Genomic DNA, 23,104 nt, shown 5'->3' with positions numbered 1-23,104 from the left:
ATTATAAGCAATAATGTGCATATGCAACAAAGGAGTTCCCCATGTCAGCTATCGCCAATGCGTCTCCTGATCATGTACTTGCCAAAGCGGTAAAGAACGCAGCCAAGCAGCTGGGTCTGTCTCAATCAGATCTGTCTACGGTAATAGGCAAAGATCGCAGTGCGATCAGCCGTAGCGGTATCAGCATTGAAAGTAAGCCTGGTCAGCTCTCTGCGCTTCTGATCAGATGTTATCGAAGCTTATATGCTCTGATGGGAGGTGATGTGGCCAATATGCAGCACTTTATGAATACGCCTAATCACATGCTGTCAGCAACACCGGCCGAAGCAATTAAAAATGTGCAGGGGCTGGTGCAGGTAACTGAGTTTCTTGATGCTATGCGAGGGCGTGGATGAAAAACCCTGAGGAGTTGTCGCTGGTGAGTGCCAGCGGCAAATTGATAAGGATCGTCGAAAGCCAGCAACAGATCGCCACCACACACCTGGTTGATGATCTGGAAGAGCAACACCTTCTTGAACAGCTCCTGGAAGAGGCAAAACCGCCGATCCCGGAACATGCCCGCCACTTGCATTACCTGCTAGCCACCTCATTTAGGTATCCGCCGCTGAACTGGGGCTCTCGTTTCGGAACAAAATTTGAACCCAGCCTGTTTTATGGTGCCCTGCAAGCAACCACAGCCCAAGCTGAGACCGCTTATTATCGGCTGCTGTTCTGGCATAGTATGGAGGTGCCGCCCCCAAACCCTATTCGCTCACAACACTCAGCATTTACCGCCACTTTCGCCTCTGACAAAGTTATCAATTTAACGTCAGAACCTTATTTAGCGCGGCAACCAGATTGGACCCACCCCGGTAATTATCTTCACACCCAAAGACTGGGAGCTGAAGCAAGAGAGCAAGGGGCAGAAGCTATTATTTATACCTCTGCCAGAGACCCGGCAAAGGGACGTAATATTGCTCTGCTGACTGGTCAGGTATTTTCAGAAACCTCGCCCTGCAGCCAGTGGCCTATGATCTGTTTCGTTGATGGGCAGCGCGTGCAGTTTCACAGCACGCCGAATCAGTTTGATATGCCAGAGATAAGCTGCTATCTGCTGGAAGCGTTTATCGTTGAAGGTCAACTGCCACTGCCTGCTCAGTGATTCGTTTTGATCGAGCAAAGGTAGAAACAGGACACTAATATACCAATAGCCTGTCAACCATTTTCGAAGATAGCGGCAATGTTCTTGTTTTTCGTCATAGTTGTTGACTGTTAGGTTCACTTTTAGCGAACTTTAGCCCTTTACAGGGTTCATATCGAAAACCTTATCAGGATGTTGATAAAACAATGAGTTAGCTTTTTCCCTTGGATAAGATAAATCGTCATTCTGACCAACTACACTGATATGAGCTCTAGCATGGCGCTATCTAACTAACTATTATGGTTAAAAATTTTTATTCGCATTTGTATTGGAGCACCGATCATTTATGAGTCTGTTCCTGGTTCCATTATTGCCTCTGCTGGGCACTTTAGTGCCGCTCTTTACCGAGCGTTGGAGTCGCAGTGCCTTGGCAACAGCCACGGCCATATTGCCTGCCATAGCATTGATGCTGGTATTGGCAATGGCGCCAACCGTGTTCGATGGCGACTCCGTCACCGCAAGTCTCAGTTGGATCCCTAGCTTGGGCCTTGATTTGGCATTTCATCTGGATGGTTTGGGCTTGCTATTCAGCCTTCTCATCTTGGGTATTGGCCTGTTGGTGATCCTCTATGCCAGGTACTACCTGTCGGCAAAAGAAGCCGCAGGGAGATTCTACAGCTACCTGATCCTATTTATGACCGCCATGCTCGGTGTGGTGCTCTCCAACAACCTGATTCAATTGTGGTTCTTTTGGGAGCTCACTAGTGTCAGCTCTTTCCTGCTTATCAGCTATTGGGGCCATAAGAGTGAAGCACGAAAAGGTGCACGGATGGCGTTGGCCATCACGGGAGCGGGCGGTCTAGCGCTACTCGCAGGTTTGTTGTTGATTGGGAACGTGGTTGGAAGCTACGAGCTAACCACCGTGCTCAATAGCGGTGACTTAATTCGACAACATGAGCTGTACCCTGTGATATTGGGACTGATGCTACTGGGTGCCTTTACTAAATCGGCCCAGTTCCCATTCCACTTCTGGCTGCCACATGCTATGGCAGCACCCACGCCAGTGAGTGCTTATCTGCACTCGGCCACCATGGTGAAAGCCGGTGTATTCCTGCTTGCACGTTTTTATCCTGTACTGGCTGACACGGAACTTTGGTTCCTTTTGGTCACTCTCACCGGCCTGACAACCCTGCTAGTAGGGGCATATATTGCCGTCTTTAAACACGACTTAAAGGGGCTACTGGCTTATTCAACTATCAGTCATCTCGGACTTATCACCCTACTGTTCGGCTTGAATACTGAGCTAGCCGCGATTGCCGCGGTGTTCCACATCATCAACCATGCGGTATTTAAAGCTTCGCTGTTTATGGCGGCGGGCATCATCGACCATGAATGTGGTTCGCGGGATATGCGCTTAATTAATGGCTTGTGGAAATACATGCCTATCACCGCCACATTGGCAATGGTGGCGGCTGCATCCATGGCGGGCGTCCCCCTGTTAAACGGCTTCCTATCCAAAGAGATGTTCTTCGCGGAAACCCTTGAGCAAAGCACATTGGGCGCGCTGTCCTGGTTAGTGCCGGTACTTGCGACTTTGGGTGGCGCGTTCGCAGTCGCCTACTCTCTGCGCTTTATTCACGATGTGTTCTTTAATGGTGAGCCCAAAGATATTCCAAAGACACCTCACGAACCGCCGCGCTATATGCGTGTGCCGGTTGAGGTATTGGTTGGCATCTGTTTGTTGGTGGGGATGTTCCCCGCGTTTACTGTGGGCGAACTGCTCAATACCGCATCACTGTCAGTGTTGAATGCGCCACTGCCGGAATACAGCCTGTCGCTTTGGCACGGTATCAACATTCCACTGATGATGAGTGTCGCTGCGATTGTTGGTGGTGGTGCGCTCTACTACAACCGACGCAGTTTGTTCCGTTTTCAGTCTAAGTTCCCTGAAGTCGACGCCAAAGTCGTGTTTCACAACACGCTGATAGACATTATGCAGATGTCTCGTCGACTGCTCTTGAAGCTGGAAAATGGCTCTTTTCAGCGTTACGCATTTCTACTGATCCTGTTTGCACTGTTTCTCGCCGGGATGCCACTGCTAACACTTGATATCGCGACAGGAGCAAAAACCACACCCGCAAATAGTCTGGTCATAACCGGTGCGATACTGATTGCGATCGGTTCCATTGCGACGGTTATCTGGAGCCACAAGCGGATCGTGGCGCTACTCATGCTTTCGTTAGTCGGCGTGATTGTTTCCGTAGGTTTTGCCTACTTCTCGGCACCCGATTTGGCTCTGACTCAGCTGTCGGTAGAAGTTGTGACCATTATTCTGTTGTTGTTGGCACTGTTTTTCCTGCCGCAGCAAACGCCGATGGATCGAACCCCACCTAGCCATATCGTGCGTGACTTGAGCATTGCCGCTTTGATAGGCAGTGTCGTGGGTACCATCTGTTATGCCTTGTTGACCCGGCCACTTGATTCCATCTCCAGCTTCTTTGTGGAGAACTCAAAGAGTGGTGGTGGTGGCACCAATGTTGTAAATGTCATCCTGGTCGATTTCCGCGGTTTTGACACTATGGGCGAAATCGCAGTACTCGGTATTGCCGCGTTGGGAATTTATAAACTACTGGCTGGCATGACCCTATACATGCCCACCAAAGACATGGCAAATCGCCCTTGGGCCAAAGATAAACATCCAATGATTTTGTCTGTTGTGTCGCAAAGCCTGTTACCACTCTCTTTGCTTGTATCAGCTTATATCTTCCTCCGCGGACATAACCTGCCTGGTGGCGGCTTTATTGCCGGATTGGTAACAGCCGTAGCATTAATCCTGCAATATCTGGCTCACGGTGTGGACTGGATGATGAAGCGCGTCAGAATCGTCAACTACCAAGGCGTCGTCGCCGTAGGCCTGCTGATCGCCGTAGCAAGCGGTGTCGGCAGCTGGTTCTTTGAACGGCCGTTCCTGACCAGTTGGTTCGATTACTTCACCCTACCTGTGGTAGGAAAGTTCGAACTGGCCAGCGCCATGATCTTCGACCTGGGTGTTTACCTGACGGTTGTTGGCGCCACCATGATGATACTGGCCTATCTGGGCAAGTTGACCACCAATGAACGACTGGACGAGGAGCACTAATGGAAGCGATATATGCTGCCTGTGTAGGCTTAATGACAGCCTGTGGCATCTTTATGATGCTCCGAGGCCACACCTTTACGCTGGTAATGGGGCTGTTGATGTGCTCCTACGCCGTTAACCTGTTTCTGTTTGCCAGCGGTGGCCTGACTCTGGATGGCGCGGTTATTCTTGGCCAGTCTCAACAATATGCTGACCCGCTGCCACAAGCACTAGTACTGACCGCCATTGTAATTGGCTTTGCGATGACGGCATTTGCAGTCATTTTGGCGATGCGAGGCCGCGCAGACATGGGTAATGACCATGTTGATGGTGAAGAGCCACAAGATCCGTTGACGAGAAACTTAGCCCAGAAGGAGGTGAAATGAACTTACTGAATCACCTCCCAGTACTACCGGTTCTGATCCCATTTATCAGCGCCATTTTGTTACTACTTCCTCCGCTGCGAGGGCAGTTGGGGCGCCAACGAATCGCTGTGATAATCGCTCACCTGCTATCAATCGGGACGACGGTGTGGCTACTGCTGACAGTGCAATCTGATGGCATCCAGGTCTATGCGCTGGGTAATTGGCAAGCGCCTTTTGGTATTGCATTTATTGCTGACCTCATGGCCGTGATGATCGTACTGCTAACGGGTGTTTTAGCTCTTGCCGCGCACCTATACGCCTGTGCTGGTGACGACGTGAAAGGGAGCTTTTTCCACCCTATTTTCATGTTCCAGGTTATGGGAATTAACGGTGCGTTTTTGACCGGTGACGCCTTTAACATGTTCGTCTTCTTCGAGATCCTGCTTATCGCCAGCTATGCATTGATGATTCATGGCGGTGGTAAACAACGAACTCAAGCGAACCTGCACTATGTATTCCTCAATCTGATTGGCTCCACCTTGTTCCTGTTTGCTCTGGGAACCCTGTATGGCACCTTAGGCACTCTCAACTTCGTTGACATGGCACGTGCGGTTTCAGATGTGTCTCCCGAGAACCTACCTTTGGTCAAAGCGGGCGGCCTGTTACTACTGGCGATCTTTGGTTTAAAAGCAGCGCTGTTACCGCTGCATTTCTGGCTGCCTCGTACCTACAGCGCAGCAACCCCCGCAGTGGCAGCCCTTTTTGCGGTGATGACCAAAGTCGGTATCTACAGTATTTGGCGCATCCATGGCGTCATATTCGGCGTAAACGCCGGAGAGTTGGCAAACATGGCACAACCTTGGTTGTGGCCACTGGCGTTTATGACGCTGGCGCTAGGTTGCTTAGGCATTCTGGCGAGCCAAGGATTACGCACCTTGGTCGCTAACCTGATCATTGTCTCTGTTGGCACGCTATTGATGGCAGTGGCGTTCAATACTGAGCAGACCACGGCTGCCGCCCTCTATTACCTGATCCACAGTACCTTAGTGGGCGGAGCTCTCTTCCTAATTGCAGGTGTTATCGTCGAGATGCGAGGCAAAGCGGAAGACAGGTTTGTAACGGCTCGTAAGATGGCTAACCCAGCTTTTATTGGTATCTGCTTTTTTATTGCTGCATTGGCAGTCATTGGTATGCCGCCATTTTCTGGCTTTGTAGGCAAAGCACTATTGTTGAAATCAACCGTTGCTGAAGACCATGTTGCTTGGTTTTGGAGTGGACTGTTGATAGCAGGTCTAATTTCGCTGGTGACACTGGCACGTGCAGGTACCACGCTATTCTGGCGCGACCAAGGTACGCCAAGCCCAGCGGAACCTGTTGCAATACAAAAGAAAGCTGCCATTGCCTTACTGCTGCTCTGTTTTCCACTGCTAGTGGTGTTTGGTGGCCCCATTACCGAAATGACCGAACAGGCAGCTAATCAGCTGTACCATGGCATTCAGTTACCTATGGGGGTGAATAATGAGTACTAAACGCCTCAAATGGCTGCCCACGCCTTTTCACAGCCTAATGCTGTGGCTGGTTTGGTTGATGCTTAACGACTTCTCTGCTGGCCATATGGTATTGGGTGCTTTTTTAGCACTGGGTATCCCACTATTGGTTGCACCGCTCAGTGCCGACGAGCCGATGGCGAAAAAACCTCTGTTGGCTTTCAAGTACTTCTTTGTGGTGCTGCTGGACATTGTTATCTCAAATATTGAGATGGTGAAGCTGGTTTTAGGTCCGATTAAAAACCTCAAGCCTGGGTTTATTCTGGTGCCGTTGGACCTTGAAGGCGAGCTACCAAAGACCCTGCTAACCAGCACCATATCGCTTACGCCTGGTACCGTCAGCGTTGAGTTTTCTGAAGATCAAAAGTGGTTGTATGTGCACGCGCTCCATATCGAAGATGAGCAGGCCATGGTCGCCCATATTAAGCAGCGCTATGAAGCACCGCTGAAGGAGGTATTTGGATGTTAAGCATCAGTATTATCATTGCCAGCATCGCTGTGATGGTGGCCTTGGCGCTCAATTGCTGGCGCTTGATTATTGGACCAAACACGCCTGATAGAATCATTGCGGTCGATACCATGTACATCAACAGCATCGCGCTGATCTTACTGTTGGGGATGTACAGAGGTTCTCCACTTTACTTCGAGGGAGCCCTACTTATCGCCCTGCTTGGATTTATCAGTACAGCAGCATTCTGTAAGTACCTGCTGCGCGGCGATATTATCGAATAGAGGACATTGTTTATGCCATATTGGATTGAAGTAACGGCGTCTGTCCTACTTTTGATAGGTGCTTTTTTTGTACTGATGGGGTCGATTGGACTGGCTCGCCTGCCGGATTTTTTTACCCGGCTACATGCACCAACCAAAGCAACGACCCTGGGCATTGGATCTATGTTGGTCGCATCGCTGCTGATGTTCACCTTCAAAAGCGGAGAGCTGGCGATCAAAGAGATACTCATCACCATGTTCCTGTTTATGACCGCCCCTGTTGCGGCGCATTTACTGGGAAAAGCCGCCCTGCACCACCGTGTTAAAATGGTCGGAGATGAGAAAAGCCATGCCCGTGCAGAGGAAGCCAGGCAACAATTGAACCCAAAGAGTGAACCTAGCACGAAAATAGTTGACTAATTTAGTAGGTTTTTGTCATTTTTTAGAGGTGGCGGGTGAAGCTAGACAAGGACGATCTATTAATACGCAGGTTACAAGTCATCATTCATTGGTCAGTAAAGCTACTGGCCATTTTGATGGTGTTTGTCATTGTGATGGGGGTGATTGATGTAGCGTGGACGCTGTATCAAAAAATGACCACCCCTCCAGAGTTCATTCTCACGATCTCCGATATGTTGGCCACTTTCGGTGCCTTTATGGCCGTGTTGATCGCCATCGAGATCTTTATCAACATCACTGTCTATCTCAGAGACGACGTTATTCACGTCAGGATTGTTATAGCCACTGCGCTGATGGCGATCGCCCGAAAGGTTATTATTCTCGACCCTGATAAGTTGACTCCCGAATACACCGCAGCCATAGGTATCGTCTTTCTTGCGGCAGCAGTCGCTTACTGGCTCACCAACAAGATCCCGAAAAAAGAGCAGATGGATGGGCAATAAAAAAGCCGCCAATTGGCGGCTTTTTTGCGCTTATCTGCAAACTAACAATTATTGCTCTTGCCCTGCAAACACAACAACCGCGGCATCGTCACCGGCATAACGCATAAACGCGTATGGCGCGTCGCTAATCTTTTCATGGCTACCTGCACCAATAGCATAGTGACGCTGGCGGAACTGACCCACTTTCTGCCAGTGCTCAAGCAGCTCTGCTCGCTCACCGGTAATTTGTTCCCAGTTCATATCAGAGCGGGTTCCCTGATGTTTGTCTGAACCTGTAGGGCCATAGGGACGTGCAGTTTCATCGCCATAGTAGACCTGAACGCCGCCCGGCAATAATAGAAATGGGGCTGCAATACGCTTGTATTTAGTCAGATCGTTCTTTGCATTTTTGTGGAAGAAGAGTTGAGTATCGTGGGAGCTGAGGTAACTCAACACGTTAAACTGAGTGTCGTTATTGACCTTGCCTGCATAACGGCTGAATGTCGATTCAGCGTTACTGAAACAATCCATCGCCTTGCTGGCTTCATCAGACTGGTAAGTAAAGTTAATGATTGAGTCCATTTTGCCATGGCTAAAATAGCCAGACTTACTTACACCATGCCCCCAAACTTCACCCGTAGTCCAGAATGGCAAGTCATCCAATTTCTTGTCCGGGTTATTTGCTTTCCACTCAGCCAGCGCTTCGGTACCCGCAGCTTTAAGCTCTGCCCACGCATCCATTTCAACGTGTTTGGCAGTATCGATACGGAAACCATCAACACCGTATTCGCGAACCCAGTCAGATAGCCACTTCACCAAGTATTGGCGAGGTGTATATCCGGGGATCTCGACAGCTTTCGTGTCTGGCTTGTTTTTATAGAAGTTAGGAAGCCCAGACTCATAGGTTGATTCGGTCTTAAAGTCAGGCAGATAAGCCAGCGACATTTTCTGTTCACTCTGGCCTGGCTGATCGTATCCTGCAATACCCGCGCGGATCCAATTAGGACCCCACCAGTTGGACCACACACTACTTTCGTAATTAATGTGGCGATTGAAGTGATGGTAATTCTTACCTTTCGGTGGCTCCCAGTCTGTCCAATACTTCTCTACACCTAACACCTCTTCAGTGGATTTCACCGTGGCGCGCATTTTACCGAACTGGAACTCCTGCATATCGGCGAGCGTTGCATAACCAGGGTGATTCATGACGATATCCATCACAACGCGAATGCCGCGCTTGTGGGCAGCATCAACGAAGTTGCGGAAGTCCTCTTCCGTTCCCATATTGGCGTCAACTTTGGTGTAGTCCATGGCGTAATAGCCATGATATGCGTAGTGCTTAAAGTCACCACGGATACCACCACCGGTCCACCCATGGACCTGTTCATATGGTGCAGTGATCCAAATAGCGTTAGTACCAAGAGAGGCGATATGGTCCAGCTTATTCACTAAGCCTTTCAAATCACCACCATGGAATGTACCAATCTCCTGCATGCCATCTGGCTTACGGCCATAGCTTTGGTCATTGCTGGGTTCGCCGTTTTCAAAGCGGTCTGTGATGACGAAGTAAACATTAGCGTTGTCCCAGCTGAATTCACTTGGCTTATGCTCCACGCGCTCAAGCAGCAAAAGCCCTTCACTTCCTTTGGCTGGGGTAAAGGTAACTGAGCCATTTCGGACTGTGGTTTCCGCACCGGAGTAGAAATCCCGAACAACTTCACCGTCACTGAATGCTTTAGAGACATCAACAGTCACTGGTTGCCCGTTCCATACAGCACAGTTAGCGGCAGCCACACTCCCTGCTCCCGAAACAACTGGCCCAGTCGAAGTAGCAACCCCGTTATCTGTAGTACCACAAGCTGCAAGGGTAAGCGTTAGCGCGGAAGCAAGCGCCCCATATTTTAGCCGGTGCATCATATCCTTATTCCCGATTAATGATTTTAAGACAGCAGAAAATCTACGTTTAAGTTAAAAAATTAAGTCAATCCAGCAAAACTAACATGAAGTTAACGCTCACAGATACTGTTTGAGTCAAATAATGGAGACTCCCGGATAACTCACCCAAAATTTTTTATTTCGTTAGAAACGATGAAAAATCGTGCAGGCTCAATCTGATTACAACCACTTTGGATTAACGGTGAAGCTGATGGTTAGCCACAAGTCCTCTTCTTCTTGGGAGAATTGTTGCCACAACCTATGCCTAATTCGGTCTTGTGTGTGTAAGTTGGGTGCATTACCGCTATCAACCAAAAAATTGATTTCCAAGTCATACCGTCGCCCGGATCGTGACAAATAGTGACGGTAACCTTTAAGCGCAAACTCGCGTTTAATTGTTGCCAATTTGGGAGGAACGCCACGAGAGAACTCATTATCAGGAGCAATCGAGACAATATCTTTGATACTGCGAGAGAGTACCCGGATCGGCATAACCATTGCTGCACTGCTGAGTAAAAGAGTCAAAACGGGGTCGATATAGGGCAGTACCGAGCTAATCCCTGCGGACGAGAGTAGATACCCCAAAACGAATCCCAATAAAACGACACTACTGAGCATTGCGTCGACAAACCATTCCTGGCTATCGACATCCAATAGTAAAGAATTACTTCGTGACGCCTGACGGCGCATAAATCCACAGCAACTCCAGCACAGTAAGCTGCTGCAAAGGGCATAGATCAATCCAACGCCCATCGCCACACTCTGGCCACCAGTATATAAACTGAAAATCGCATAACCGCCGGCCCCCAAACACATCACTAAGATGGCAGTACCATTGATAGCGGTGGCTAACGGCTCAATGTAAGCGTATCCAAATTGAAAACGTCTATCTTCGTTGCGGGTCAGAAGATAGCTGGTGATCAGACCAAGGCCTGTCATTGCGGTAGAAAAAAGTGAGAAGAGACCATCAAGAAAGATGGCAAACGAACCAGTCCAAAGACCGAAGCTGATACCTAAAACAACCATTGCGATTGTTGCATAAAGCGAGATCCGCAGCGATAGCTGCTCTGTACTGCTTTCATGGCTTAGCGCCATACATCCTCCTATTTGTGGGAATACATTTATTGCGCACTAATTTCACCTTTTTGTCAGGCAAAAAGAAAGCGGCCTAAGCCGCTTCCAAATGGAGTCATTCATCTCTGAATTCAAGCCTGCTCATTGCCTTCAAGCTTGGCAATGGCATCCAGCAGTCGTTGATTGAAAGATTGGAACCTTTCTGCAGCTTGCTCATCTTCAGGACGTAAGAATGGCAGAATTTTCTCAGCTATCTGATCTATCGAATCAGTTGCATCATCTTCCCGCTCATTAAACAGACTTTCACTCTGCTCAATCAGTTCTTTAAACTGTTTGATGTATTCACTCAGCGGCTCCATCACATCATAAAGAGATTCACCGCTGCGGGTGGGGCCTCGGTCTGAAGCTGGCTGGTCCTGAACCTGTTGATACACCTTGGCCACGGCAACAGTTTGAGTTTGTTCAAGGTTCATTGAGAAAGAGGCTATCTGCGAGTCATCAAAACCTAGCTCATTGGCTTTATCAAACGCCGCATCGAAATCTCCCGCAAAAAAGGCATCAGCGACACCCGCGACCTGATTGATAAAATCGGTGATAGCGGCGAGCTCATCTTCACTTAAATCTCCTTCAACAGAGAAGGAGAAGCCAAATGACTGTTCGTTGCTATAGCTCGAAATCAGCGCTTCACCATTGTCATTGGAGGCGTATCCCATACCCAGCGAGCTGGCCTGGAGAGCATCAAAGCTGATAGAGATCTTGTCACCTTCCTGAGTCATCAGCTCTAAAGAGGCACTATTTTCAATGCGATAAGAAGCGGACTGTCCAACCAGCTGTGCACCTGAGAAATCGCCACCAGAGCTATAACTCTGAGTACTGCTGCTTCTGGTTACTTCAACTTGTGGACCAGCTTCCGCTGGCACACCAAACAGCTCTTGTTCAAACTCACCAAGACGGTTTTGAATCATGTCATAGCTCTTGTCTATGCCATTGTTGAGCTCTTCGCTCATCATGCCCATCTCTTCCAGTTCGTCTTTGGCTTCGCCAAATCCCTGCTCAACGCCAGCATAAGCCTGCTGCATCATATCCTGCAGATACTCGTCGCTTTCACCACGCTCTTTGGCCTGCATCACAGCTTTTTCAATGTAGGAGGTGACATTGTTCGCAACCAATTCAAAATCAAATCCACCGGTATCTTCAACATCAGCAGGCTCACTTGCTGAAGTTGAATTGGCCATCGGCAAGTTACGGAAAACGGCATCCGACAGCGAACGCATTGCAACTTGGAATGGCGAGCGAAGGCTAACTGACTCGCCAGGCTGAGACGATACGAGCCCTGGCATGGACTTAGCTCCACCCAAGTTATCTGCAATAGACTGGCCGGGACGATTAGCCTGTCCAGGCTGCGGACGCAGCAGATTGATCATGTCAGGGATTTTATTCATGGTTAACGCCTTCTACGCATGCAAAGGCCTTTCACCCTTGCTTAAACTCTGTACGCAACTGTACACGTAGGTTATCGGAAAGATTTGTACAATCTTTAGCCTTTTTTTGTTATTTGTCTAACTAACTGATGCTAAATGCTTTTATTTCTCGCTGTTGATGCAAAATGAGTAGTGTCTGGGTAAAAAGCATGATTCACATCACCCTATGTTTGCGGGTATGCTCAGTAAATAAGGATGTGGTGAGCAAGGTTCAGGTGTTGCTGCCATAAAAAAGGCGGGGTCAGCCATGCAGATAAGTGCAGATGCCATTGTGATACAGCTATCCATGATTGTGGTCAGCGCCGCGATCATTGGTACGGCATTTCTCTATGCCCGACAGCCTATTATTCTCGCCTATATTTTTGCCGGAATTATGATTGGCCCTTCAGGTTTCGACCTGTTCCCCGATGCCAATAACATTGAACAGATCTCCCACGTCGGCGTTATCCTGCTGCTATTTCTGCTTGGTCTGCACCTGCAACCAAGAAAGCTCCTGTTACTGTTTCAAAAAACCGCGCTGGTAACCTTAGGCACGTCTCTGCTGTTTTTCTCCGCCAGCTTCTTGTTTGCGCTCGGTATGGGCATGGCAATAAAAGAGGCTTTGGTGATAGGCGCAGCCCTGATGTTCTCAAGCACGGTTATTGGACTGAAACTTATCCCCACAACCGCATTGCATCACAAGCACATAGGTGAGGTGATGACCAGCGTGCTGCTGATGCAGGATATTCTCGCGATTATGGTGATCCTGTTTCTCAATGTCGACAGTGGCGAAGGCATGGTGTTCACTTTCGGACTGCTATTAGTGAAATTGGCCGTGATGGCCGTACTGGCATTTGCAGGCGTACGTTTTATCGTATTGCCGTTGTTCCGGCGTTTCGATGTGATCCAAGAGTACACCTTCGTTACAACGCTCGCCTGGTGCTTACTTTGGGCGGAGACAGCTCACCAGATTGGCCTTTCATATGAGATGGGGGCATTTATCGCAGGATTGTCTATTGCGGTAAGTCAGGTGGCGATGGCAATTGCTGAACACCTTAAACCACTGCGAGAGTTTTTCCTTATCCTGTTCTTCTTTGCCATCGGCGCAGAGTTTGATGCCACCATGGCGCCCTTCCTCATGTTATCTGGCTTTTGCTTTGGTGTGGTGCTGGTTGGCCTTAAAGCGCTCAGCTTTAAACATGCGTTTCTGCGCTCAGGTGAATCTTTGCCAATATCACAACAATTGGGCGTGAGACTGGGACAGGCCAGCGAGTTTTCTATGCTGGTAGCATTCTCAGCACTCTCAAGCGGTGTGTTATCACAGCAAGGGGCCACCCTGATTCAGTCGGCCACCATTGCTACTTTTATCTTCTCTACCTACTGGGTTGTGAAACGGTATCCAACACCAATTTCAAGCAAACCCAAGTTGCGTAGAGACTGAACCAGCATTAACGGGTCAGTCTTGACCCTGTTGCAACGCTTCAAACTTAGCGAGTTGTTCCGGCGTAGCCGGTTTTTGGTGCTTCTCTTTCCATTCGCTGTATGGCATCCCATAAACCGCTTCTCTTGCCTGGTCATAGTCCATGCCCACACCACGTGATTCAGCTTCAGCCATCATCCATTTCGACAGGCAGTTGCGGCAAAAGCCAGCTAAATTCATCAGTTCAATATTCTGGACATCTTTTCGACTGTCCAGATGATCAAGTAAACGACGAAGTACCGCCGCTTCAATTTCTGTATTCACGTCCACATTTCTCCCCTGCGTTATCTGCGCCCTTTAAACTTGGCCTTGCGTTGTGCCTTTTTATCAGCCTTTTCAGCCCGAACTCGCTCTACCTCAGCTTCTTCTGCCGTCACCATTTCCGGTGTTTCCATCGTGATCTTACCGACAGTGCCAGCACGCAGTTCATGGAGCAACAGATCGGCGGCTTTATTCATCTCTACCTTGCCACCTGAGCGCAAACATCCCCGGCGGCGACCAATCTCTTCAAGTAGGTCCCAGCCAGTTTGAGGCAGTTGGTCTATACCATAGCGTTTCTGAATCAACGTTGGATAAGCTTCCAATAAATAATCCGCCGCAAACATGCCGACATCATCTGACTCGATGGCAGTGTCTTTTACAGCACCTGTGACAGCTAAACGATAACCGCTGTTTTCGTTCTCAACCTTAGGCCACAGCATTCCCGGTGTGTCGGTAAGCACCACGCCATTTTGCAGATTAATACGCTGCTGAGCCTTGGTAACTGCAGGTTCATTACCCGTCTTAGCAATAATGCGACCGGCTAGCAGGTTAATGGTGGTGGACTTACCCACGTTCGGTATGCCCATGATGATGGCACGAATATTTTTACCCATCTGATCTCGGTGAGGCACTAATTTACGGCATGTCTCTATCAGGGCTTTAACCTCTGCAGGCTGTTGTGTGGTGACCGGAAGCGCTCTTACACCCGTCTCCTGCTCAAGAAAATCAACCCACCGAGAGGTCAGGTCAGGATCAGCCAAATCACGCTTATTAAGAAGCTTAATGACCGGCTTATCACCGCGGAGTTTAGTGATCATAGGGTTGCTACTGCTATATGGAATACGTGCATCGAGCACTTCGATGATCATATCGATTTGCGGCATGATCTCGGCGATCTCTTTCTGCGCCTTGTGCATGTGACCCGGATACCATTGAACAGCCATCTGTTTTACCTATTAAAAGCTCACTATTAGAGAAGACCGCTAGTTTAACCTGCAATGCATATAAATGAGATCTGCATTTGCGCTATTCTTTGCTCAGCCAAGAGAGTTACAGACTAAATTGAAAAATAGGCATGTTTGGTGATCCCTCAAGATATTGCTGAAAAAATCCATTGGCCCTGTGAGCTCTCAGCCTCGTGAAAACAAAAGCAGATTTCAATTGCCTGATACGAAATAAGTATCAAAGCTACGGGCGCAGATACGGGGCAATCCAGCCCATTCTCCGTTAAACAACTTGCCCCATCTCTATGTAACATCACACTTACAATTGGTTACTTTTTGACACGCTCAATCAAACCTGGCTCACCGTTTAGCCATGAGTGCTCCCCTAGTATCTACTTCTGTATTTTTGCTTTTATATCAACACGTTCTAAATAATATTCCTGGTCTACGCTTGGTTTTCGCAGTTTTTTTACCACGGCTTATCAGGAACACATTCCGCGAAAGCTGTTTCAATTTGAGAAAGGAAGGATTCGATGAAGGATGAGGCGTTTTTACACCAAAATACCTTAATAAAGGTATTACTGGTTTCACTGTCGCTACTCGGTTTTACTGGATGTTCGGATGACGATGACGACACACTGACTTGTGAGCTCCCACAAATACCCAACGACACCATGGAGGCATGTGTTGACCCAGAACCTGAACCTCCCTATGCCGTCGATATTTTCTTAAAAGGTGAATTCAGTGGTTGGGGCGCTGAAGAGGCATATCAGTTTGGCTTTGAAGGCGATGCCTACTACCTGCATAACGTCGAGATGGTGATGGGTGTTCCCCAGTTTAAAGTGGCCGATGCTAACTGGACGCTGGAAACCACCTTCACGGCAGACCTTGAAAACCTAACAGAAGTCTCTCCCGGGCAAACCTATGAGCTACTCACGGGCGAAGGCGCCGCAAATATGGCCATGGTGCTAACGGAGTCAGGCATCTATGATTTTAAGCTGGAAGTAGGTGAAGATCCGCTACGACCCAACTTCAGTTTTTCTCAGGACATGCCGCCATTGGAATACGATATCTATCTACGTGGGGGATTTAATGGCTGGGCCACGGACAACCCGTTGAAGTACGTGGGTAACAACAGATACCAAGCCACACTGCAAATTGCCCCAGGAAATCATGAGTTCAAAATAGCGTCCGCTGACTGGTCAAGCGAATGGGTACTGGATGAAGATGAATCAGTCGTCGCCGAACTAGACACCCCTTACACCATGTACCCTGGTGGTCCGAATAGCAGTTTCTTCGTGACCGAAACAGGCTATTACCGCTTTACCGTTGATGCCACAGACATTGCAGCCCCGGTCTTTGCTGTGACCGAGAGCGACGGTGAAGATGGCGTGGATATAAACCCTCACGAGGGTCACGAGATTCGTCAGGAATTGACCTTCGCTACTTACGATGATGACACTGAAACCGTCACCTTCTCTGCAGAAATCGCCGACGCGGATTATAGGCAATACGCCCAATCAACCAGTCAAAGCTTACGAGATCCTGGTCCGCAATACGTGCTTTACCAAGAGCAACAAGGTAAGCCCAAAGTGCGTTCTGGCAACTTAGCATTTGATGCACTGTTCGCGCTGTCTGTTCATGAAACGGCACAAAACAGCGTTGATGAGATCCGAGATGATACATACAACGGGGGTGAAGCGATCCCCTGTGAGTGCTTTGAAACAGGTGCTAAATGGCACTGGGTATGGACCCGCGATCTTTCCTACGCTTCCCACCTGGGGCTGGCCATGTTAGATCCATCGAGAGTTCGTAACTCGCTTGAGTTTAAGTTGTCTGGTTACCGTGATGGCGTCAGTAAACCTGCTGATGCAGCGGGAGATAGTTCTGGTCTACAGATCATTCAGGATACGGGTTCTGGTGGTAGCTGGCCTATCAGTACCGATCGGGTTACCTGGGCATTTGGCGCAACCAAAGCATTGCAAACTCTTTCAGCAGAGCAAAGAGCCGCCTTTGTTGTTCGCGCTTACCCGGCGCTGGTTAATACCATAGAAAACGACCGTATCGCAGCTTTCGACACTCGCGATGGGCTGTACCAGGGTGAACAATCCTTCCTGGACTGGCGCGAGCAGAGTTACGCCAGTTGGATCGTCAATGACATCGCCAGCTTAGGAAGTTCGAAAGCGCTCTCAACAAACGTGGCTCATTATCAGGCATTGATGCTCACCAGCCAATTGGCACAAGAGAGTGGAGATGCCGACGCTGCGGCCCGCTATCAAACTTGGGCAGAACAACTAAGAACCGCTATCAATACTCGCTTTTGGCTGGCAGAAGCGGGGCTATACAGTAGCTTAACGGCAGGCCATCAGAACATGGCACCACTGCATAAGTTCGATTGGCTTGGTCAGTCTCTCGCGGTGATAACAGGCATTGCGGATGATGATCGCGCAGCCAGTGTGATGGCAAACTATCCTCACGGCGATATGGGAGCACCGGTTATCTTCCCTCAGCAACCCGATGTTGCCGTTTATCATAACCGTGCTATCTGGCCATTTGTGACAGCCTATGGCTTACATGCAGCCATTGAAACCGGCAACACTAAAGTTGCTGACGCCGCGTATGACACACTTATGCGAGCGGCCTCGTTAAACCTCTCCAATATGGAAAACTTGGAGTGGCTGTCGATGCAACCAAACCTTTTAGACTTTGATAATCCAGGCCTATCAGGGCCAGTGATTAACTCAACTCGCCAACTTTGGTCCGTAGGCGCATACGTGGGCATGGTGATTGAAGGTGTCTTTGGGGTATCTACCACCGACGACGGCATCTCTTTGAATCCATTTGTCACCTCGGCGTTGCATCGCAACATGTTTGCCGAAAGCAGTGAAGTTTCGCTATCTGGACTATCTCTGCAGGGCAAATCACTGAGCGTCACTTTAATACTGCCCGAGACCGCGGCAGAAGCAGATGGAAGTTATCAAGTGGAAGGCGTCACCCTGAATGGCGATGAGTCAACTCAGGCTATCGCGTGGGAAGCACTGACCGATACCAATACGCTGGTGATTACCTTAGGTGAGCTCAGTAATACCGACAGCAACCTCACCGCAGTAACAGCCGCGCCGCTAAGCACGTCAGATCCTGCCGTGTTCGCGCCGCTAGAGCCGGTGATAGATCGCGTATTCCAAAATGAGGATAGCTTTTTGACAGTAGAATTCAGCGACACGCGAAATCAAGGAGAGCTGGCCTATCACCTATACCGCAATGGCGAACTGGCCATTGAAAACGTAGTGCCTGGTGTGGTCACAGACAACCAACTGCCAGTATCAGGTCAGGGCTATTGCTATAGCATCGAGGCCGTTTATACCGCTTCTGGTAACCGTTCTCACCACAGTGTTCCTGTTTGTTACGACACTGCACAGGAGATATCTGTTGCATCTGCCAATGTGACCAGCAATATCGACGTCAGCCAAGCCGACGAAGTCATTGGCGAAGCGCATCTTGCCGATTGGGGGGCGACATCGGATAGTTTGGTCATCAGTAATGTGGTCATCGATGCCGACGGCAGCTTCGACATTCAGCTCAAGTACCACAACAATTACAATGCCATTAATCTGGGTATTACCAACGGCAATAAGTGGATCAAGGTATTTGATAGCGAACAGAATTTGGTTGCTGAAGGCTTGATTCAAATGCCACATGCATTGACTGTCGAAGGCGCCAAACCCTTAGTTTATTCAACGCCTCTAAATGCGCCACTGAGTACTGGCACTTATCGAATTGAAGTGATGGATTTCTTCAATATGAGTTATATGGCCAGCAATGAAACATTTAGTGGCAATGGTGGCGGAAACGGCCCAATCAACCGTGTAGATATTGCGGCAGTCAGGATCCAACCGGCAATTAACTGATATCCCGGGGAAAACTCAAGCTAGGTTTCAGTGCCTGCGATCATCGCAGGCACTTTTTGATCCACCCATTTATCTAACGCGCATTGAAACCTGTATAGTATGGCCCTGACTTTATCTAAGGCCTTACCATGAAACTGCTCGTCCGCAACCTCGCCCGTGAAACAACCCAGTCTGACCTGTTCGAACTGTTTAAGCCTTTTGGCCATATCCGCAGCTGTACCTTGGTTTTAGACAAGGAAACAGGTAAATCGAAAGGGTTTGCGTTCATCGAGATGACTAAAGCCGGTCAGGCAAAGATCGCGATGAAGAGCCTGAATAATCAAGAAGTCGACGGCAGCCGTATCCGAGTAAAAGTTGCTCAGTCAGATTCGGACAACAACGCTCAAAAAAGAGTGCAACCTAATGACTGATAAAACACCAGCACCAGGCAGCCAAAATGATCCCCTGCATGGCGTGACATTAGAAGCCTTGGTCACATGGTTGGTAGAGCAGTATGGTTGGCATGAATTGGGGCAAAAGATCCCTATCAACTGCTTTATGAAGGACCCAAGCATCAAGTCATCATTGAAGTTTCTCAGAAAAACGCCATGGGCGAGAAAGAAGGTTGAGGAGCTTTATTTAAAAGCCAAGAGCCAAGCCAAAAATATTTGGGGAGCAAATTCATAAGCGCTAAGTTCTGCCGCCCTATGACAACGATGAACTTAGGCTAATAACATGGTAGTTTAGTAACTTACAGATTCTCTCGCAGTTACGAGTAAGAACAAGGATGCTCAAATGGAAACTAGAATCATAGGGATCATTCTCTGCTTTTTTTCCGCAACAAGTGCCGCAGCAATGACCGAATGGTTTCCATTTGAGTTGCACGGCGGACACATCACTATTCCAGTAGAAATAGGTGGGATTGACGGACGTGCAATTCTGGACACCGGCGCCCAATCCAACGGTATTAACAAACGTTTTCTTGCCGCCAATGAACTTACCTATCCCAAAGGCGAACGCATCAGGCTAAAAGGTGTGTTTGGGGAAGAGCAAACAAGGATGCTCAACCAAGTACCCACTCGTCTTTTTGAGATGGATCTAACACTCAGCCACCTGATCCCAATGCATTTAGGAGATGAAAACAATCAACTTCTGCTTGGCGCCGCCTTCTTTCGCATGTTTGTCATTCAACTTGATTACCCCAATCAAAAGATTCGCTTAATCGATAGAGATGCTATTGATGTCAGTGATTACGAAAACATCAAGATGCGCCGAGACCGTGCCAGTGGCTTTCCTATTGTGCGCGTTAATATGAACAACGATAAAGATGTCTGGCTAATACTCGATACCGGAAATGCTGGCGGCATATTGGTGGAGAGAAATGTCGCCGAAAACTATGACTGGTTGAACAAATTCAATGCTTCCAACACATTTGGCGGAGGCGTAGTGAAGGCCACCATGACTCAAACATTCTTACTTCCATCGTTAACGTTTGGCCCGTACGAGCTAGGCGACGTGAAAGTTACCGTGCCTGCACCAAATGAAACAATTAATGTTGGTGGCAGAGGCGATATCGTGGGTAGCCGAATCAAAGGACAACTGATAAGAGGGTTACTTGGTTATGATGTGCTAAAGCACTTTGTACTGACCATGGATTACAAAGGCGGACATCTGCACGTTGGATTGCCACAATAGTTGCTCTAGAAAACCCACACCCGATTAAGGTCGGTCGCTATGTCCTAAGTCTCTGGCGGGAGCTACACGATCACGAATTAGTTGTTTGAGAGGTTTTAGCTCGGGAAATCCGCCCTTGTCTTTGCGGCACCAGATAAGCTCACCATTCAGCCAGATATCGAATTGGCCTTTATCGCCGGGCCCAATCGCAACACTATCCAGTTCTTCGTCGAAGGTGGTCAGTAGCTCCTGCGCCACCCACCCTGCACGCATTAACCAGCGGCAGCGTGGGCAGTAACGGATCTCAACTTTAAACTCAGACATAATGATTAATCGATATGCCTGCGATCATGGGCGACCAGTAACATCTGCTTGCTTTCGCCCATAAACTGCTGCGCGTACTGTCCAAACCAGTCAGCTACATCAGAAAACTGGCGGATAAAACCTTCACGATCATGGTTTTCGAGGCAAGTCACCGCCTCTGCAAAACGCTCAATGTAACGGCGGAACATGGTCAGCGCATCGGGCGAAGAGAGGATGATATCAGCGTAAAGCGCCGGATCCTGCGCAAACAGTCGCCCAACCATGGCCAGTTCCAAACGATAAATCGGTGAACTGAACGCCAGTAACTGTTCAATATCTGCGTCTTCCGACTTCAAGTGCAGTCCATAGACAAAGCTTGAGAAGTGACGCATCGCCTGCACCAAACGCATCGCTTCATCGTGAGATTCAGCCGACGCCTGTTTTAACTTGGCGCCCCAAAGCGCAAACTGATCAAGCAGCCACTGATATTTCTCGGTGTTTCGGCCATCACAGACCACTATGACCTGCTTGGCAAAACTGCTGATATCAGGACCAAACATTGGGTGCAAACCGACCACAGGGCCAGAATGCGCAGCCAGCATTGCTTTCAATGGCTCAGTTTTGGTACTGGTGAGGTCACAGAGAATGCAATCATCTGGAAGCGCTTCCAACTGTTCGATAATGCCAACAGTCTTAGCGATAGGCACAGTGACCATGACGACACTGGCCCCTTGCAGAATTTGAGAGGCGTTGTCCCAGTCCTTACTGCCAAGTACCTTGACTTCGTACCCTGACAGCTCGAACATCTGCACAAACAATCGACCTAATTGACCGTTACCACCGACCACAACAATGGGGCCGGCAGCAGGGTTTACGGTCTTAAAGCCGGTGTCTTTCTCACTACTGTAAGATTCGCGCATCGCGCGGCGCAGAATATCCTCGATTAGGTCAGCAGGAACCCCAAGCGCTTCAGCTTCTTGACGACGCTTGGCCAGCATCGCGGCCTCGCGGGAAGGCACATAAATGGGCAAGCCATGCTCGCTCTTAACTTCACCTACCTCGGCCACCAGCTGCAATCGCTCAGCGAGCAATTTCAGCAGTTGCTGGTCAACATCATCAATTTTGTCACGCAGGCGCAGCAGCGCCTCTGGGGTTTCATTCACTACAGACTTTCCGTTAGTTAGGCTGATACACGCGCTTTAAGAGCAGCAGACAGACGATTTGCCATCTCACGCAGGGTCGACGCTGTGGTCTCCCAGTTGATGCAAGCATCAGTCACAGACACGCCATACTTCAGCTGGTCGTGTGGCAGATCGGCACTCTGGTTTCCTTCATTGATATGGCTCTCCAGCATGATACCAATGATTGAGCGGTTTCCATCAAGGATCTGATGCATGATATTACCAGCAACTAATGGCTGTACACGGTAATCTTTATTGGAATTGCCGTGGCTACAGTCAACGACCAGGCTTGGGTTCAGGCCAGCCTTCTGCATCGATTCTTCACATAGAGCGACATTGACAGAGTCGTAGTTTGGCTGCTTACCACCACGCAGGATCACGTGGCCATCAGGGTTACCTTCGGTCGTGATAACAGCTACCTGACCATCGGAACTGATGCCCATGAAGCGGTGACCTGAGGCGGCCGCCTTCATCGCATTGATGCTGGTGCCCAGATTACCGTCGGTACCATTTTTGAAGCCAACAGGCATAGAAAGACCACTGGCCATTTCACGGTGCGTCTGACTTTCTGTCGTACGCGCGCCAATCGCAGACCAGCTGAACAACTCAGAAAGATACTGCGGGCTGATAGGATCAAGGGCTTCAGTGGCCATAGGCAAGCCAAGTTCAGCGATCCACAATAGAAGTTCACGGGCTTTGTGCAAACCCTCTTCCAATTGGAAACTACCATCCATATTTGGATCGTTGATCAGGCCTTTCCAGCCAACAGTAGTACGTGGTTTCTCAAAGTAAACACGCATCACCAGATACAGTTCATCTTTTAATTCGTCGTGCAGTTTCTTCAGCTTCTGAGCGTATTCTTTAGCCGCTTCAACGTCGTGAATCGAACAAGGGCCAGTCACGACCAGCAGGCGAGAATCTTTACGATGGATGATGTCAGAAACAACTTTGCGAGACTCAGCAATTGACTGCAGTACTTCATCACTGGCTGGCAGTGCTTGTTTGAGCTGTTTTGGGGTAATCAGTACCTCTTGGGCACTGACGTGAATATCATTAACTGTATCGTTATGCATTTGTACTAAAACTCCTAGATGTACCCTGTCCGCCTGTAGAAACATCGGTAAGGCAGCTAAAAATCAGGGCACACAACTACTATCAGGCCC

21 protein-coding genes and 1 pseudogene are annotated in these 23,104 nt (G+C 49.0%); 14 read left to right on the top strand and 8 right to left on the bottom strand.

Annotated elements, in window-relative coordinates; translation table 11 throughout:
• The first annotated feature begins 41 nt into the window (after positions 1–41).
• The 9 genes from ABEA14_RS14545 (at position 42) to ABEA14_RS14505 (ending at position 7,763) form a co-directional block, all read left to right on the top strand.
• On the top strand, positions 42–395 hold the full coding sequence (locus tag ABEA14_RS14545; protein ID WP_345340764.1) for an MbcA/ParS/Xre antitoxin family protein: 354 nt from the start codon (positions 42–44) through the stop codon (positions 393–395).
• Complete coding sequence (locus ABEA14_RS14540; RefSeq protein WP_345340763.1) at positions 392–1,141, top strand: RES family NAD+ phosphorylase; 750 nt, start codon at positions 392–394, stop codon at positions 1,139–1,141. The genes ABEA14_RS14545 and ABEA14_RS14540 overlap by 4 nt, the downstream gene beginning before the upstream one ends.
• Positions 1,142–1,466: 325 nt before the next feature.
• Positions 1,467–4,259, top strand: coding sequence for a monovalent cation/H+ antiporter subunit A (locus tag ABEA14_RS14535; protein ID WP_345340762.1), 2,793 nt, complete (start codon positions 1,467–1,469; stop codon positions 4,257–4,259).
• Positions 4,259–4,624 carry a Na+/H+ antiporter subunit C gene (locus ABEA14_RS14530; RefSeq protein WP_345340761.1) on the top strand — a complete coding sequence of 122 codons (366 nt, stop codon included), beginning with the start codon at positions 4,259–4,261 and terminating at the stop codon, positions 4,622–4,624. The genes ABEA14_RS14535 and ABEA14_RS14530 overlap by 1 nt, the downstream gene beginning before the upstream one ends.
• Positions 4,621–6,132, top strand: a complete 1,512-nt coding sequence (locus tag ABEA14_RS14525) for a monovalent cation/H+ antiporter subunit D (RefSeq protein WP_345340760.1) — start codon at positions 4,621–4,623, stop codon at positions 6,130–6,132. Before ABEA14_RS14530 ends, ABEA14_RS14525 begins: the two co-directional genes overlap by 4 nt.
• Positions 6,122–6,619 (top strand): Na+/H+ antiporter subunit E, encoded by a 498-nt coding sequence (locus tag ABEA14_RS14520; RefSeq protein WP_345340759.1) that lies wholly within the window; start codon positions 6,122–6,124, stop codon positions 6,617–6,619. The genes ABEA14_RS14525 and ABEA14_RS14520 overlap by 11 nt, the downstream gene beginning before the upstream one ends.
• The gene (locus ABEA14_RS14515) at positions 6,613–6,882 is read left to right on the top strand and encodes a K+/H+ antiporter subunit F (RefSeq protein WP_345340758.1); all 270 of its coding nucleotides are present in this window, start codon (positions 6,613–6,615) and stop codon (positions 6,880–6,882) included. The genes ABEA14_RS14520 and ABEA14_RS14515 overlap by 7 nt, the downstream gene beginning before the upstream one ends.
• A 12-nt stretch (positions 6,883–6,894) precedes the next feature.
• Positions 6,895–7,281 carry a Na+/H+ antiporter subunit G gene (locus ABEA14_RS14510; protein ID WP_345340757.1) on the top strand — a complete coding sequence of 129 codons (387 nt, stop codon included), beginning with the start codon at positions 6,895–6,897 and terminating at the stop codon, positions 7,279–7,281.
• A 35-nt stretch (positions 7,282–7,316) separates the two neighbouring features.
• Positions 7,317–7,763: a phosphate-starvation-inducible PsiE family protein gene (locus ABEA14_RS14505; protein ID WP_345340756.1), complete on the top strand. Its 447-nt coding sequence runs from the start codon at positions 7,317–7,319 to the stop codon at positions 7,761–7,763.
• Positions 7,764–7,811: 48 nt separating this feature from the next.
• Here the strand turns inward: ABEA14_RS14505 and ABEA14_RS14500 are convergent, their stop codons facing one another.
• The 3 genes from ABEA14_RS14500 to ABEA14_RS14490 all read right to left on the bottom strand — a co-directional run bounded on the left by ABEA14_RS14500 (position 7,812) and on the right by ABEA14_RS14490 (position 12,193).
• A complete protein-coding gene (locus ABEA14_RS14500) occupies positions 7,812–9,659 on the bottom strand; it encodes an alpha-amylase (protein ID WP_345340755.1) in 1,848 nt (615 codons plus the stop codon).
• A gap of 198 nt (positions 9,660–9,857) precedes the next feature.
• On the bottom strand, positions 9,858–10,772 hold the full coding sequence (locus ABEA14_RS14495) for a cation diffusion facilitator family transporter (RefSeq protein ID WP_345340754.1): 915 nt from the start codon (positions 10,770–10,772) through the stop codon (positions 9,858–9,860).
• A gap of 110 nt (positions 10,773–10,882) precedes the next feature.
• Positions 10,883–12,193: a DUF5610 domain-containing protein gene (locus tag ABEA14_RS14490; protein ID WP_345340753.1), complete on the bottom strand. Its 1,311-nt coding sequence runs from the start codon at positions 12,191–12,193 to the stop codon at positions 10,883–10,885.
• Positions 12,194–12,479: 286 nt separating this feature from the next.
• On the opposite strand from ABEA14_RS14490, the gene ABEA14_RS14485 reads away from it, so the two are divergent.
• Positions 12,480–13,652, top strand: a complete 1,173-nt coding sequence (locus ABEA14_RS14485) for a cation:proton antiporter domain-containing protein (protein ID WP_345340752.1) — start codon at positions 12,480–12,482, stop codon at positions 13,650–13,652.
• A 15-nt stretch (positions 13,653–13,667) separates the two neighbouring features.
• On the opposite strand, the gene ABEA14_RS14480 is transcribed toward ABEA14_RS14485, so the two are convergent.
• Complete coding sequence (locus ABEA14_RS14480) at positions 13,668–13,961, bottom strand: DUF1244 domain-containing protein (RefSeq protein ID WP_345340751.1); 294 nt, start codon at positions 13,959–13,961, stop codon at positions 13,668–13,670.
• Positions 13,962–13,975: 14 nt separating this feature from the next.
• Positions 13,976–14,896 carry a ribosome biogenesis GTPase YlqF gene (gene ylqF, locus ABEA14_RS14475; RefSeq protein WP_345340750.1) on the bottom strand — a complete coding sequence of 307 codons (921 nt, stop codon included), beginning with the start codon at positions 14,894–14,896 and terminating at the stop codon, positions 13,976–13,978.
• 533 nt (positions 14,897–15,429) lie between these two features.
• On the opposite strand from ylqF, the gene ABEA14_RS14470 reads away from it, so the two are divergent.
• The 4 genes and pseudogenes from ABEA14_RS14470 (at position 15,430) to ABEA14_RS14455 (ending at position 20,478) form a co-directional block, all read left to right on the top strand.
• On the top strand, positions 15,430–18,804 hold the full coding sequence (locus tag ABEA14_RS14470) for an MGH1-like glycoside hydrolase domain-containing protein (protein ID WP_345340749.1): 3,375 nt from the start codon (positions 15,430–15,432) through the stop codon (positions 18,802–18,804).
• Positions 18,805–18,932: 128 nt separating this feature from the next.
• Positions 18,933–19,214 carry an RNA recognition motif domain-containing protein gene (locus ABEA14_RS14465; RefSeq protein ID WP_345340748.1) on the top strand — a complete coding sequence of 94 codons (282 nt, stop codon included), beginning with the start codon at positions 18,933–18,935 and terminating at the stop codon, positions 19,212–19,214.
• Positions 19,207–19,431: pseudogene (locus ABEA14_RS14460) on the top strand (VF530 family protein); the annotation flags it as partial. The gene ABEA14_RS14465 and the pseudogene ABEA14_RS14460, both read left to right, overlap by 8 nt.
• Positions 19,432–19,578: 147 nt before the next feature.
• Complete coding sequence (locus ABEA14_RS14455) at positions 19,579–20,478, top strand: aspartyl protease family protein (protein ID WP_345340747.1); 900 nt, start codon at positions 19,579–19,581, stop codon at positions 20,476–20,478.
• Positions 20,479–20,502: 24 nt separating this feature from the next.
• Here the strand turns inward: ABEA14_RS14455 and ABEA14_RS14450 are convergent, their stop codons facing one another.
• From ABEA14_RS14450 to ABEA14_RS14440, 3 genes are read right to left on the bottom strand one after another with little or no spacing between them, the layout of a single operon-like run.
• Positions 20,503–20,781: an Rdx family protein gene (locus ABEA14_RS14450; protein WP_345340745.1), complete on the bottom strand. Its 279-nt coding sequence runs from the start codon at positions 20,779–20,781 to the stop codon at positions 20,503–20,505.
• 5 nt (positions 20,782–20,786) lie between these two features.
• Complete coding sequence (tyrA, locus tag ABEA14_RS14445; protein WP_345340743.1) at positions 20,787–21,923, bottom strand: bifunctional chorismate mutase/prephenate dehydrogenase; 1,137 nt, start codon at positions 21,921–21,923, stop codon at positions 20,787–20,789.
• A gap of 17 nt (positions 21,924–21,940) precedes the next feature.
• Complete coding sequence (locus tag ABEA14_RS14440; protein ID WP_345340741.1) at positions 21,941–23,014, bottom strand: 3-deoxy-7-phosphoheptulonate synthase; 1,074 nt, start codon at positions 23,012–23,014, stop codon at positions 21,941–21,943.
• Positions 23,015–23,104 lie beyond the last annotated feature (90 nt).

Source organism: Corallincola platygyrae (assembly GCF_039544265.1).
Taxonomy (GTDB): Bacteria; Pseudomonadota; Gammaproteobacteria; order Enterobacterales; family Neiellaceae; genus Corallincola; species Corallincola platygyrae.
Note: the sequence above shows the minus strand (reverse complement) of the source record. Positions and strands in the feature narration are given on the sequence as shown.

Bases quoted from the DNA above. Each gene is read 5' to 3' on its own strand.
- ABEA14_RS14490 (WP_345340753.1), bottom strand. From the start codon at position 12,193: ATGAATAAAATCCCTGACATGATCAATCTGCTGCGTCCGCAGCCTGGA.
- ABEA14_RS14465 (WP_345340748.1), top strand. From the start codon at position 18,933: ATGAAACTGCTCGTCCGCAACCTCGCCCGTGAAACAACCCAGTCTGAC.
- ABEA14_RS14495 (WP_345340754.1), bottom strand. From the start codon at position 10,772: ATGGCGCTAAGCCATGAAAGCAGTACAGAGCAGCTATCGCTGCGGATC.
- ABEA14_RS14510 (WP_345340757.1), top strand. From the start codon at position 6,895: ATGCCATATTGGATTGAAGTAACGGCGTCTGTCCTACTTTTGATAGGT.
- ABEA14_RS14525 (WP_345340760.1), top strand. From the start codon at position 4,621: ATGAACTTACTGAATCACCTCCCAGTACTACCGGTTCTGATCCCATTT.
- ABEA14_RS14530 (WP_345340761.1), top strand. From the start codon at position 4,259: ATGGAAGCGATATATGCTGCCTGTGTAGGCTTAATGACAGCCTGTGGC.
- ABEA14_RS14470 (WP_345340749.1), top strand. From the start codon at position 15,430: ATGAAGGATGAGGCGTTTTTACACCAAAATACCTTAATAAAGGTATTA.
- ABEA14_RS14540 (WP_345340763.1), top strand. From the start codon at position 392: ATGAAAAACCCTGAGGAGTTGTCGCTGGTGAGTGCCAGCGGCAAATTG.
- ABEA14_RS14515 (WP_345340758.1), top strand. From the start codon at position 6,613: ATGTTAAGCATCAGTATTATCATTGCCAGCATCGCTGTGATGGTGGCC.
- ABEA14_RS14520 (WP_345340759.1), top strand. From the start codon at position 6,122: ATGAGTACTAAACGCCTCAAATGGCTGCCCACGCCTTTTCACAGCCTA.
- ABEA14_RS14450 (WP_345340745.1), bottom strand. From the start codon at position 20,781: ATGTCTGAGTTTAAAGTTGAGATCCGTTACTGCCCACGCTGCCGCTGG.
- ylqF (WP_345340750.1), bottom strand. From the start codon at position 14,896: ATGGCTGTTCAATGGTATCCGGGTCACATGCACAAGGCGCAGAAAGAG.
- ABEA14_RS14455 (WP_345340747.1), top strand. From the start codon at position 19,579: ATGGAAACTAGAATCATAGGGATCATTCTCTGCTTTTTTTCCGCAACA.
- ABEA14_RS14485 (WP_345340752.1), top strand. From the start codon at position 12,480: ATGCAGATAAGTGCAGATGCCATTGTGATACAGCTATCCATGATTGTG.
- ABEA14_RS14440 (WP_345340741.1), bottom strand. From the start codon at position 23,014: ATGCATAACGATACAGTTAATGATATTCACGTCAGTGCCCAAGAGGTA.
- ABEA14_RS14535 (WP_345340762.1), top strand. From the start codon at position 1,467: ATGAGTCTGTTCCTGGTTCCATTATTGCCTCTGCTGGGCACTTTAGTG.
- ABEA14_RS14500 (WP_345340755.1), bottom strand. From the start codon at position 9,659: ATGATGCACCGGCTAAAATATGGGGCGCTTGCTTCCGCGCTAACGCTT.
- ABEA14_RS14545 (WP_345340764.1), top strand. From the start codon at position 42: ATGTCAGCTATCGCCAATGCGTCTCCTGATCATGTACTTGCCAAAGCG.